Annotated in this window: 8 protein-coding genes and 1 tRNA gene; 6 read left to right on the top strand and 3 right to left on the bottom strand. The window is 64.0% G+C overall.

Going from position 1 to position 12612, the window contains the following annotated elements; all coding sequences use genetic code 11:
• The first annotated feature begins 160 nt into the window (after positions 1 to 160).
• The 4 genes from HD883_RS23645 to HD883_RS23630 all read left to right on the top strand — a co-directional run bounded on the left by HD883_RS23645 (position 161) and on the right by HD883_RS23630 (position 5665).
• Positions 161 to 1069 (top strand): LysR family transcriptional regulator, encoded by a 909-nt coding sequence (locus HD883_RS23645; protein ID WP_179589399.1) that lies wholly within the window; start codon positions 161 to 163, stop codon positions 1067 to 1069.
• A 174-nt stretch (positions 1070 to 1243) separates the two neighbouring features.
• A complete protein-coding gene (locus tag HD883_RS23640; RefSeq protein ID WP_179589398.1) occupies positions 1244 to 3472 on the top strand; it encodes a FepA family TonB-dependent siderophore receptor in 2229 nt (742 codons plus the stop codon).
• Positions 3473 to 3491: 19 nt separating this feature from the next.
• Positions 3492 to 5036, top strand: a complete 1545-nt coding sequence (locus HD883_RS23635) for a class I SAM-dependent methyltransferase (RefSeq protein ID WP_179589397.1) — start codon at positions 3492 to 3494, stop codon at positions 5034 to 5036.
• 374 nt (positions 5037 to 5410) lie between these two features.
• Positions 5411 to 5665: a hypothetical protein gene (locus HD883_RS23630; RefSeq protein ID WP_179589396.1), complete on the top strand. Its 255-nt coding sequence runs from the start codon at positions 5411 to 5413 to the stop codon at positions 5663 to 5665.
• A gap of 113 nt (positions 5666 to 5778) precedes the next feature.
• On the opposite strand, the gene HD883_RS23625 is transcribed toward HD883_RS23630, so the two are convergent.
• Both HD883_RS23625 and acs read right to left on the bottom strand, forming a co-directional pair.
• Positions 5779 to 5868: transfer RNA gene (locus HD883_RS23625), tRNA-Ser, on the bottom strand.
• Between the two features lie 486 nt (positions 5869 to 6354).
• A complete protein-coding gene (gene acs, locus HD883_RS23620) occupies positions 6355 to 8334 on the bottom strand; it encodes an acetate--CoA ligase (RefSeq protein WP_179589395.1) in 1980 nt (659 codons plus the stop codon).
• Positions 8335 to 8516: 182 nt separating this feature from the next.
• Between acs and HD883_RS23615 the strand changes: the two genes are divergently transcribed.
• Both HD883_RS23615 and HD883_RS23610 read left to right on the top strand, forming a co-directional pair.
• On the top strand, positions 8517 to 9161 hold the full coding sequence (locus tag HD883_RS23615; RefSeq protein WP_179589394.1) for a YqhA family protein: 645 nt from the start codon (positions 8517 to 8519) through the stop codon (positions 9159 to 9161).
• 48 nt (positions 9162 to 9209) lie between these two features.
• The gene (locus HD883_RS23610; protein WP_179589393.1) at positions 9210 to 10733 is read left to right on the top strand and encodes a fumarate hydratase; all 1524 of its coding nucleotides are present in this window, start codon (positions 9210 to 9212) and stop codon (positions 10731 to 10733) included.
• Between the two features lie 186 nt (positions 10734 to 10919).
• Here HD883_RS23610 and HD883_RS23605 read toward each other — a convergent pair whose 3' ends face one another.
• Entirely contained in the window at positions 10920 to 12368 is a 1449-nt protein-coding gene (locus HD883_RS23605; RefSeq protein WP_373563473.1) for an MFS transporter, read from the bottom strand.
• Positions 12369 to 12612: the final 244 nt, after the last annotated feature.

Genomic DNA, 12612 nt, shown 5'->3' with positions numbered 1-12612 from the left:
CATGGGCACCTGGGCAACCCACGGCACTCAAGACGCCGATCGCACTGATCGCACCGAACGCACCGAACGCATCCAAGGCCCCCCGGACACCCAAGCCCACATCGTGCGTCATACGATTCTTTAATGGAAATTCGTAATTGGACGCGGCATTATTCGTGGCATGGATGACCTACGACGCATCGATTTGAACCTCCTGCTCGCGCTGCACGCGCTGCTGGCGGAAAAACACGTGACCCGCGCCGCGGTGCGACTGCATCGCAGCCAGCCCGCGGTCAGCCATGCCCTGGCCCAGCTGCGCATCATCTTCAAGGACCCGTTGCTGCAACGACGCGGCACCTACATGGGGTTGACGCCCCGCGCGCTCGAGCTGGTTCGGCCGCTGGACGACGCGCTTCGCGGCTTGAGCCTGCTGCTGCACCCTCGCGGCTTCGATCCCGCAAGCGCCACCCGCCGTTTCCGCATGGCGGCGTCCGACTTTGGCGCGCATGTCATCCTGCCCAAACTGATGCGGCGGCTGCGTGCGGAGGCTCCGGGGATCGACCTGGCCATCACCCAGGGCAGCCGTGGCGCGATGGTGGCGCAGTTGCTGGACGGCGAGGTCGATCTGGCCGTGGGCGTGTTTCCGGATGTCCCGGCGGACATCACGCTGCGCACGCTATTTGAAGAACATTTCGTCAGCGTGGCCGACCGGACAACGCTGCCGCCGTCGGGCGACCTGCCGCTGGACGCCTGGCTGGCGCGGCCGCACGTGGTGGTGTCGATGCGGCCCGATGCCGACAATGACGTCGAAGACGCCCTGGCCGCGCAAGGCCTGCGGCGGCGCGTTGCACTGGTGCTGCCGCACTGGCGCGCGTCGACCGAGGTCTTGGTGGGAACGGACCTGGTCTTGACGGTGGCGAGCCGGACCCTGGACCGAGGGCCCCGCAGCCGCAACCGCAGCCTGAAAACCTTTGCTCCGCCGCTGCCGCTGCCCGTCTTTGCCTTTCAGCAAGCCTGGCTGACCCAGCGCGATGCCGAACCTGCCCAGGTGTGGCTGCGCAACCTGGTGCGGGAATGCAGTCAACCCTGAACCCATCGCAGGGTTCGGCAGCCTGACAACACCCTCTGTCAAGAAAAGCAAAGTTGGCCCGTGCCTGCCCCGTGCGTATTAATGCGAATGTAAATTACTCGCATTCACGCGTACGGCGGCGTCTTCGCACGCCGGTACTCGCCATCCCTCTTTTGCTTTCCGGAGTGTTCTGTCATGCCCGCAAGTTTCCCGGTCACCCGTATCCACCCGCTTGCGCTGGCGATCAGCATGGCTCTGGTGTCCCTGCAGTCCGTCGCGCAGACGCAGCCCAAGGAAATGTCGGAAGTGCAGGTGCTCGGGACGGCCGAAGAAGAATTGAAGCAGGCGCCGGGCGTGTCGGTCATCACACAGGAAGACCTGGAAAAGCGCCCGCCCGCGAATGACCTGTCGGAACTGATCCGCACGATGCCGGGCGTGAACCTGACGGGCAACAGCTCATCGGGTCAGTATGGCAACAACCGCCAGATCGACCTGCGCGGCATGGGCCCCGAAAATACCCTCATCCTGATCGACGGCATCCCGGTCAGTTCGCGCAATTCCACCCGCATGGGCCGCAGCGGCGAACGCAACACGCGCGGTGACAGCAACTGGGTCCCGGCCGAAGCGATTGAACGCATTGAAGTGTTGCGCGGTCCGGCTGCCGCCCGTTACGGTTCGGGCGCCGCGGGCGGCGTGGTGAACATCATCACGAAGCCGCCAACCGACACGTACGCCGGGTCGGTCACGGTGTATTCGCTGTTCCCGGAACACAGCGCCGAAGGCGGATCGAAGCGGCTCGGCTTCAACCTGAGTGGCCCATTGGCCGACAAGCTGTCGTTCCGCCTGTTCGGGAACATTGCCAAGACGGAAGCGGACAGCCTTGCGCTGAACCAGCAGTTCGCCACCGGCATCACACCGCCCGCCGGCCGCGAAGGCGTGCGCAATCGGGACATCAACGCGCTGGTGCGTTGGGCGCTGACGGAAAAGCAGTCCATCGACTTCAACGTCGGCATGAGCCGCCAGGGCAATATCTACGCAGGCGATCGCGCGGTCAGCACCGATGGCACGCCCGAAGCCACGCAACTGGCCCAGGCCGGCGCCGAAACCAACACGCTGTACCGCCGCACCGCGTCGGTCACCCATCGCGGCGACTGGGGCGCCGGCCATCGTTCCCGCCTGACTTTTTCGTACGAAGGCACCGACAACACCCGCTTCAACGAAGGCCTGGCCGGCGGTCCGGAAGGCAGCATCCAGGCCGCCTTGCAGAAGTCGACATCTGAACTCAATAATTACCTGGTCAACGGCGAATACAGCATGCCGTCGCAACTGTTCGGCACCAGTCAGGTGGTGACCTTCGGCTTCGATCACCGGACCGAAAAGCTGAACGATCCGTACGGCAATTCGCAAAACGACAACACCGGCCAACTGGTCAATGCCGCGAGCCGCAACGGCAAAGCCGAAGCGTCACTGACCGGCCTGTTTGCGGAAGACAACATTGCACTGACCGACAAGCTGACGCTGACCCCGGGCCTGCGTTTCGATCACCACGACAACTTTGGTTCCAACTGGAGCCCGAGCCTGAACACGTCCTACCAGCTGACGAACGAGATCACCCTGAAAGGCGGCATTGCGCGCGCCTTCAAGGCGCCCAACCTGTACCAGTCGAACCCGAATTATCTGTACTTCACCATGGGCCAGGGATGCCCGGTCAACTACACGAACCAGGGTCTTGGCTGCTACATCCTGGGCAATGCCGACTTGAATCCGGAGACCAGCATCAACAAGGAAATCGGGATTGCCTACACCAGCCGCGGCTGGGTGTCGGGACTGACCTACTTCCACAACTACTACAACAACAAGATCGCGGCAGACATGTTCGACCAGGGACCACCGATCGTGATCGGCGTCCCGGGCAGTGCCGCGCAAGCCTTCCAGTGGTTCAACGCCGGCAAGGCTATTGTGCAGGGCCTTGAAGGCACGCTGACCGTGCCGCTGATCGGTGAACAGGGCAACGTCCTGAAGCTGATCAACAACGGCACCTATATGATCGAGAACGAGCAGAAGTCCACCGGACAGCCGCTATCGATGATCCCTCGCTACACCGTCAATTCGACGCTGGACTGGACCGTGAACGACAAGGTCTCGGCACAGGTCTACGCCACCTTCTACGGCAAGCAGAAAGCCCGGACCTTGGGCCAGGCCGGCGGCGCGGCGACCGGGTTGGCCTTGAGCGATCGCGGATCGTATTCGCTGGTGGGCCTGAGCGCCGGCTACAAGTTCAGCAAGTCGCTGTCGCTGCGCGCCGGCATCAACAACCTCTTCGACAAACGCCTTTTTCGCCAGAACAACAGCAGCGGTGCCGGCGCCAACACGTACAACGAACCTGGCCGCTCGCTGTATGTCACGATGACCGCGTCGTTCTGATGCAGACGCCCTGCTGCCCATGACGCGTGACACCTCAGCCGGCGCGGGCACGGCGCATCCCGCCATCGCCTACCCCGATTTTTTCCATCGGGAAATGACGCCCACCTGGTTGCGCGCCGCAACGATCGCATTGGGCCGCCGCACCGCGCCCGCCACTGACCCTTACGTCTGGATGGAACTGGGGTGCGGCGCCGGCATGGGCGCCCTGCTCACCGCCGCCGCGCATCCCGACGGCCGCTTTATTGGCGTGGACATCGACCCGCAGCACGTGGCGGTGGCGCGCGAACGTGCAGCCGCCAGTGGCGTCGACAACATCGAGTTCCTTCACGCAGACGTGGCCGACATGGCCCGTGCAACTGAAGACGCCTATCCCCGGTGCGACTTCATCGTGCTGCACGGCGTATACGCCTGGGTCACGCCAGACACGCGCGCGGCGATCCGCCAGGTGATCCACCGCTGGCTGAAACCGGGCGGCCTGGTGTACCTGGCGTACATGAGCCACCCCGGCGCGTCGGGCCTGGCCGCAGCGCAGCGGTTGTTGCGGCTGTCGGCGGGTCTGCGCCAGGGCGTCGCGCTGCTTCGCCAACTGGAAAAATCAGGCGCCGGCTACTTCGTGGCCACGCCCGACATGGCCCGCCAGCTTGCCCATCTGGAACACGAAGACGACGCCTACCTTGCCCATGAGTTCACCAGCGCCGACTGGCAGCCGCTGCACGTTGCCGACGTCATGCAGGACTTGGGCAAGAGCGGCTGCACCTACGTGGGCAGCGCGACACTGATCGAAAACATCGATGCCATTTCGATTCCCGCGCGCGTGCAACCCCTGCTGCGCGACGTGCGCGACCCCGCCATGGCAGAAACCCTGCGCGACCTTGCCCGCAATCAAAGCCTGCGGCGTGATATCTATCAGCGTACTGACGATGGACAAGATCATCGACTGTCGGCCGACGCCCACCGCGCCAACCTGCTCGCCCAGGCCATCGCTGCACTGCCCGGCGCGCCCGTGCGCGGCCCGCTGCAACTCGACACGCGCATCGGCGCGATCGAAGCGCCTGATGCGTGGTTCACCCCGCTGCTGCAAGCCCTGTCGCGAGGCCCGGCAACCTACGCCAGCATCGCCCGGCTCGCGCCCTACTCGACACAGCCCGGCTTTCTGAACCAGGCTTTCCTGACACTGTTCTGGGCCGGTTGCGCCCATCCGACGCGGACTGCCGCACACACCGGTCCGAACGGCCCACCACTGACCCTTCCGCCGGATCCCACCGATCTGACCACCGCCAGGCGTGTCAACGCATGGCTGTCTCAACAGCAGGGCCCCCGCCGATGGCTGCTCGCCCCCGCGCTGGCCACCGCACTGGAAGTCCCGGCCTGGCAAGCCGCCGTCGCCAGCACATTACTTCGTCAGCCCACCCTGCGCGGCGCGGCTCTGGCGTCCCGGCACCCCGCCATCGACCCGGCAACGCTCGCCGCCTTCGAGGCGACCGTCCTGCCGCGCTGGATCCAGTACGGCGTCGTCCCCACCGAACACCCGTCTTCTCACGCAACGGAAAACGCAGTACCTTGACCTGCGCGACCTGAACCTCCGCACGCTCCGCGGCCGGCCGTGGTCAAAATGATCGTACAGCCGCGCGGGCCCTGGTGGTCTTTTCCCCAGCCAACATCGGACCGGCATATTTCAAGGAAGTCGCCGGCGTGCTTGGCGCAGGGGGTCCGCCGGATATGGCAGCCCTGAAAGGCGTGATGCAGCGGCACGGGCTCGAATTGGCGATGTAAGCAGCCGTGGCAGTCGCAGGCCGCCCTTCCCCGCGCCGCCTGCGCATTCCGCTCTGCGCACGTAGCGTCGCGTTACGACTGGCGTGGTGTCTGCGCCACCTGGCGGATAGGCAGCGCAATCCCGTGAAGTAAATTGGTGGCATACGAACTTGCCCGGCCTGCACCATGAACGACGCGTCACACTGGTCCACCCGCACCATCAAACTCGACGACGGCCACTTGCTGCACGAGTGCAGCATCCAGAGCCAGACGGGTGTGACGCATTGCAGCGGCATCATTTCCGACCGTCGCGGCCGCTTCACCCGACGCTTTGCCGCAACCGGCCGTTCGGCCTTTGAAGCCGAGCTGGAACTGTCCATGATCGCGCACGCCACGCTGGACAGGGGTGATGCCGAGTTCTACCCGGATCGCTGCGACTGACGGCTTCCACGTCTGCCGCCGACGCGGCACGAAAAAAAACCCGCGCAGCCTGTGCTGTGCGGGTTTTTTTATTGACGGTCTTTGGAACCTGCTGACCGCCAAGACTGAATTCCTGGCGGACAGGGTGGGATTCGAACCCACGATACGTTTTCACATATACACGCGTTCCAGGCGTGCGCCTTCAACCGCTCGGCCACCTGTCCATGCCGGCAGCTCGGACGTATCCCAGCCGCTAACAGCCGCGCAGTATATCAGATCCCCGCAAGACGATCACGCGTGAGTTTTTTCGACGCACCACGCGTGGACGGGATTACACCTGCGGATAGGTGGGCACCATCGCTGCGCACGCACTGGCGCGAGCCATGCACGAAACAATGCAGCCTGGAAAAGGCAGCGAATCACAATCTGGGGAAGTTGCCTGAAACGGCAGGGACAGCGAGGGGTGACGACAGCAGAGGAGATCAAACAACAGCAGGAAAATTATTGCACCGGCGGCCGATCTACTTATGGATCGGCCGCTCGGGCGTTTTGCTCTTCTAGTGACTGCAGGGGTTTGTCTCCTCCACTGCATAACGATATTCTGCGCCTGGATTGTGCGACTTACACTAGGTGTTGACCCCTATGTTGGTGCGAAATGCACCATCCTTTTGGGTGAAACCGCACCAGAGCTGTGCATAGTATCGCAAAAATCAGAGTGCTTTGCCAAGCTGGTCCAAAATGGCGGGATTTTCGAGGGTGGAAACATCCTGCGTGACCTCCTCCCCTTTTGCCACTACGCGCAGCAGGCGGCGCATGATCTTGCCCGACCGCGTCTTGGGCAGGTTGTCCCCGAAACGAATGTCTTTTGGCTTGGCGATCGGGCCGATTTCACGGGCCACCCAGGCGCGCAGGTCCTTGGCGATCTCGGCGGCTTCAGCATCGTCCGGGCGGGCTTTCTTCAGCACCACAAAGGCCACGATGGCCTCACCGGTCAGATCGTCCGGACGGCCCACGACGGCGGCTTCGGCCACCAGCGGGTGCGACACCAGGGCGGATTCCACTTCCATGGTGCCCAGGCGATGGCCCGACACATTCAGCACGTCGTCCACGCGGCCCATGATCCAGAAGTAGCCGTCGGTATCCCGGTTGGCGCTGTCGCCGGCGAGGTAGTACGTGCCGCCCAGTTCTTCGGGGTAGTAGCTTTTCTTGAAGCGCTCCGGGTCGCCCCAGATGTTGCGGATCATCGCGGGCCACGGGCGCTTGATCACCAGGAAGCCGCCCTTGCCCAGTTCGACGTCACCGCCCGTCTCGTCGACGATGGCGGCCATGATGCCGGGCAGCGGTGTGGTGCATGAGCCGGGCTTGAGCGGCGTCACGCCAGGCAGTGGCGTAATCATGTGGCCACCGGTTTCGGTCTGCCACCAGGTATCCACGATCGGGCAGCGTTCGCCGCCAACGTTCTTGTAGTACCACATCCATGCTTCCGGGTTGATCGGCTCGCCGACCGATCCGATCACGCGCAGGCTGGACAGGTCGTATTTCTGGGGATGGTGTTCGGGGCTGCCTTCGGCGGCCTTGACCAGCGAGCGGATCGCGGTGGGCGCCGTATAGAAGATGCTGACCTTGTGCTTCTGGATCATGTCCCAGAACCGGCCGGCATTCGGGAAGGTCGGCACGCCTTCAAACACGACTTGCGTCGCGCCGGCGGCCAACGGGCCATACGCAATGTACGAGTGCCCGGTGATCCAGCCGACGTCGGCCGTGCACCAGTACACGTCGTCGGGCTTCAGGTCGAAGGTCCACTTGACGGTCAGGTGCGCCCACAGCAAAAAACCGGCCGACGAATGCTGCACGCCCTTGGGTTTGCCGGTCGAGCCTGACGTATACAGGATGAACAGCGGGTGTTCGGCGTTGACGATGACGGGCTCGCACGTATCGGACTGGCCGGCTTCGACATCATGCATCCAGACGTCGCGCCCTTCTTCCCAGTTGCCGGCCACATCGGCGCGCTTGTAGACGACAACATTGCGAATCGCTTCGCAGCCGCCCAGCCCAAACGCTTCTTCCACCGCGGGCTTGAGCGGGATGGTCTTGCCACCGCGCTGCTGCGCGTCGGCGGTGATCACCAGCGTCGCGCCCACATCGACGATCCGTTCCTGCAGGCTTTTTGCGGAAAAGCCGCCGAACACGACCGAATGCGTGATGCCCAGGCGGGCGCAGGCCTGCATGGCCACGACGGCTTCCACCGACATCGGCATGTAGATGATGGACCGGTCACCGGTCTTGTAGCCCAGCGCCTTGAGCCCGTTGGCGAAGCGGCACACCCGGGCCAGCAGGTCGCGGTAGGTGACCTGGGTGGTCTTGCCGTCGTCGCTTTCGAAGATGATGGCGACCTTGTCGCCGCGGCCGTTGTCCACGTGCACGTCAAGGCAGTTGGCCGACACATTCAATTCGCCGTCGTCGAACCACTTGTAGAAAGGGGCGTTGCTTTCGTCCAGGGTGCGCGTGAATGGCTTGGCCCACTGGATATGTTCGCGCGCCAGGCGTGCCCAGAAGCCTTCGAAATCGCGCTCTGCCTCGTCGCACAGGGCCTGGTAGCCTTCCGGCCCGGAAACGTTCGCCTGGGCGACGAAATCTTTGCTGGGCGGGAACACCCGCGTTTCTGTCAGAACTGAATCGAGGTTGGCCATCGCCGCGTGTCCTTGTAGTCGTTGTTGGAAGTGCGGTCGCTATTTTGCGACGCGACACCGTCCTGCCGAAACGGTGTTAGCCATAGGTTACAGAAACCAGGTGGGCTCCGTTCGCTGCGGCGCAGCATCCGCAAGCACCGTACAATCCCGCGCGGTAACCCAATTTCCTCAACAGGCAACCCATGTCAGACCCCAGCAAGCCCCGCACCGAATTCAGCCCGCCCCGCGCGCTGCGCCCCTTGCCCAACCTGATCTTCATGAGCCGGTGGCTGCAGCTGCCGCTTTACCTTGGGCTGATCGTGGCCCAGGGCGTCTATGTCTTCCACTTCTGGGTGGAACTCGTCCACCTGATCGAAGCCGCGTTTGGCAACCAGCACGCGATCGAATTGCTGGCGCAGGCAGTCATGCCCTTCGTTCCCGGCCAGGTCCCCGTGCCGGTGCCGACGGTATTGAACGAGACGACCATCATGCTGGTCGTATTGGGCCTGATCGACGTCGTGATGATTTCCAACCTGCTGATCATGGTGATCGTGGGCGGTTACGAGACCTTCGTGTCGCGTCTGCACCTGGAAAACCACCCGGACCAGCCAGAATGGCTGTCGCACGTGAACGCGTCGGTTCTGAAGGTCAAGCTGGGTACGGCCATCATCGGCATTTCGTCCATCCACCTGCTCAAGACCTTTATCAACGCGGCGCATTACGACAGCAAGACGCTGATCGCCCAGACCAGCATCCATATTGCCTTTCTGCTGTCGGCGCTGGCCATCGCATACACCGACCGCCTGATGGCGCCCACCCACGAACGTATCCAGAATGGCGGCCACTGACGCACCGCGTTCGCCCCTCCTCTTTTTGTATCGACCCGGAGAGTTTGCATGACTACCGTCATCAAGGAAGAAGACCTGATTCAATCGATCGCCGACGCTGTGCAGTTCATCAGCTACTACCACCCGGTCGATTACATCCGCCATCTGGCGCGCGCCTACGAGCGCGAGGAAAGCCCCGCCGCCAAGGACGCGATCGCCCAGATCCTGACCAATTCGCGCATGTGCGCCGAAGGCAAGCGCCCGATCTGCCAGGACACCGGCATCGTCAACGTGTTCCTGAAAGTGGGCATGGACGTGCGCTTCGACAGCAAGTTCTCGCTGCAGGACCTCTGTGATCAGGGGGTGCGCCGCGGCTATCTGCATCCGGATAACCTGCTGCGCGCCTCCGTGCTCGCCGACCCGCAATTTGCCCGCAAGAACACCGGCGACAACACGCCCTGTGTGGTCAACGTCGAACTGGTCCCTGGCAACGTCGTTGACGTGCAGGTGGCGGCCAAGGGCGGCGGCTCGGAAAACAAGTCCAAGTTTGCGATGCTGAACCCGAGCGATTCCGTGGTGGACTGGGTCCTGAAGACCGTGCCGCTGATGGGCGCCGGCTGGTGCCCGCCCGGCATGCTGGGCATCGGCATTGGCGGCACCGCCGAAAAGGCGATGCTGATGGCCAAGCAGTCGCTGATGGAAGACATCGACATGTACGAGCTGCTGCAACGCGGCCCGAACAGCAAGCTGGAAGAAATGCGGATCGAGCTGTACACCAAGGTGAACGCCCTGGGTATCGGCGCGCAGGGCCTGGGTGGCCTGACAACCGTGCTGGACGTCAAGATCAGCATGTTCCCGACGCACGCCGCGTCCAAGCCGATTGCCATGATCCCGAACTGTGCGGCCACGCGCCACGCGCACTTCACGCTGGATGGCTCGGGCGTCGCCCGCCTGGATCCGCCGTCGCTGGAAGAATGGCCTGACGTGAACTGGGCGCCCGACTACAACAAGTCGGCCCGGGTCGACCTGGACACGCTGACCAAGGAAGAAGTCGCCGCGTGGAAGCCAGGCCAGACCTTGCTGCTGTCAGGCAAGATGCTGACCGGCCGCGATGCCGCGCACAAGCGCATCCAGGAAATGCTGGCCAAGGGTGAATCGCTGCCCGTGGACTTTACCAACCGCGTCATCTATTACGTGGGCCCGGTGGACCCGGTGCGTGAAGAAGTCGTCGGACCCGCCGGCCCGACCACGGCAACCCGCATGGACAAGTTCACCGATATGATGCTGGAGCAGACGGGCCTGATCTCGATGATCGGCAAGGCCGAACGCGGCCCGGTCGCCATCGAATCGATCCGCAAGCACAAGTCGGCCTACCTGATGGCCGTGGGTGGCTCGGCTTACCTGGTGTCGAAGGCGATCCGCAGCGCCAAGGTCGTCGGTTTTGCCGACCTGGGCATGGAAGCGATCTACGAATTCGACGTGAAGGACATGCCGGTGACGGTGGCGGTGGATTCGACGGGCACGTCGGTGCACGAGACGGGCCCCAAGACCTGGTCGGCCAAGATCGCCGGTATTCCGGTGGAAATCGCGTAAGTCAGGGTGATCAGGGCAAAAGCGGCGTGCGGGATGCGCCGATTCTTGCCTGGGGTGAAAAGGGACAGCTTAGGCTGTCCCTTTTTATTGGTCGGCGGAGCCCAAGGCACGTGCGCTTCTGGCGAGCGGCCCGGCGACTGCAGGCCGCTTTGCTCCCTGCAGTGAGCAAGCGCATCACCGTCGTGCTCAGGCCACCTGCCCTGCCTGCGCCACCCGCAGCGCTTCGCCACGCCGCATGTCGATGCGGGTCAGCACCAGCAGACCGATCACGAAGAACACGCCGGTAATCAGGATGCCCAGGCGGTGATTGCCGTCCGTGATCCACGTGACCATGCCGTAGGTCAGCGGCCCGATGATGGCGGCCAGCCGTGTGGCAAACGTCCATAGCGCAAAGAACTCGCCCAGGCGCGTGGCCGGCGCCAAAGCGCCTGTCATGGCCCGCCCGGCGCTCTGGCTCGACCCCATACACAGGCCGGCCAAGGCGGCTGCCGCCCAGAAACCGCCGGGCGTCTGCGCAAAATAGGCGGTCAGGACCATGGCGATCCAGCCGACCAGGGTGGCGGCCAGGGCAGCCCGGTGGCCGATGCGGTCCTGCACGAAACCGAAGCTGAAGGCGCCAGCCGCCGCCGTGATGTTCACCAGGAAGACCAGCATCATGATCTGGGCCTGCTGGAACTTCATGACCTGCTCGGCGTAGACGGCGGCCAGGGTGATCACCACCGCGATGCCCGCCTGATAGAACACGCCGCAAATCAGCAGATTGCGGAAGTCGGGAAAGGCTTTGGTGGCGCGCCAGGAGGCACCCAGCTGCCGCATCACGCCCATGAAGCCCAGCGACTTGCCCGCGGCGGAGGGCGGCACGCCCAATGCGCCGGCGGTCGCAGCGGCTGCGTCGGGTGAAGTTGCCGTGCGCGTTGCCGTGGCGGTGGCGCTGTTGGCCACCGCCCCGCCCCGCTGCGGCGCGGACCGCTCTTTCAGAAAAACGAACACCGGCACGGCTGCGATCGCGAAGATCCCGGCCGTCAGCAGCATCGTCAGCGGCACGAAATGGGTGGCCGTCTCGCCTGCCGCCTGCGACCGCGTGACGATCAGCAGCGACAGCCCCAAGGTCAGCATGCCGCCGAAATAACCAAAGCTCCAGCCCCAGCCCGATACGCGCCCCAGCGCCTCGGGCCTGGCCAGTTCGGGCAAAAAGGCTGCAATGACCGACTCGCCAATACTGAAGCACACGTTGGAGACGATCACCGCCGCCACGGCCAGCCACAACCCGCCCGGCCCGACCAGCGCCAGGGACGCCGTCGCCGCGATGCAGCCCACACTGCTGACGGCCAACAGCCGCTTCTTGGCGCCCCGCGAGTCGGCCCAGGCACCCAGGCCCGGCATGGCCAGCATGACGATCAGGTAGGACACCGACAGGGTGCCGGTCCAGGCCAGCGTCGCCCACGACGCATTGCCGGCCACGACGCCAACAAAATAGGCGTTGAAGACGGCCGTCAGTACCACCGTGGTGTAGCCGGAGTTGGCAAAGTCATAGAGTGACCACGCAAAGACTTCACGCGGGCGCACGCCAGGATTGAGCGCACCGCGAAGGCGCGAAGAGGTCGGGGTCGAATTCATGGGCAGACGATACCGCAGCGCCACCGGCGGCGTCACCCGGGCAAGCGGCATCGAGTACCGACGCCACGCCGTGGCGCGACACACGCCTGGTGAACGGTCTTGGAAAACGCGCCCTTGCAACAAAACCAAGCCACAAAAAAACGAGCCCCGGAAACACACGACGGGTGTTTCCGGGGCTCGTTCCATACAGCGCACTCGGTCAAATGCAGCGCACTCGGTCAAATGCAGCGCACTCGGTCAAACGCAGCAGCTGTTGCACCGG

This window comes from Pigmentiphaga litoralis (assembly GCF_013408655.1).
Lineage (GTDB): Bacteria > Pseudomonadota > Gammaproteobacteria > Burkholderiales > Burkholderiaceae_B > Pigmentiphaga > Pigmentiphaga litoralis_A.
The sequence above is the reverse complement of the archived record's forward strand: the minus strand, read 5'-3'. Positions and strand labels throughout refer to the sequence as shown.

Excerpts from the sequence above, each read along its gene's own strand:
- HD883_RS23645 (WP_179589399.1), top strand. The coding sequence starts at position 161 with ATGGATGACCTACGACGCATCGATTTGAACCTCCTGCTCGCGCTGCAC.
- HD883_RS23640 (WP_179589398.1), top strand. The coding sequence starts at position 1,244 with ATGCCCGCAAGTTTCCCGGTCACCCGTATCCACCCGCTTGCGCTGGCG.
- HD883_RS23635 (WP_179589397.1), top strand. The coding sequence starts at position 3,492 with ATGACGCGTGACACCTCAGCCGGCGCGGGCACGGCGCATCCCGCCATC.
- HD883_RS23630 (WP_179589396.1), top strand. The coding sequence starts at position 5,411 with ATGAACGACGCGTCACACTGGTCCACCCGCACCATCAAACTCGACGAC.
- acs (WP_179589395.1), bottom strand. The coding sequence starts at position 8,334 with ATGGCCAACCTCGATTCAGTTCTGACAGAAACGCGGGTGTTCCCGCCC.
- HD883_RS23615 (WP_179589394.1), top strand. The coding sequence starts at position 8,517 with ATGTCAGACCCCAGCAAGCCCCGCACCGAATTCAGCCCGCCCCGCGCG.
- HD883_RS23610 (WP_179589393.1), top strand. The coding sequence starts at position 9,210 with ATGACTACCGTCATCAAGGAAGAAGACCTGATTCAATCGATCGCCGAC.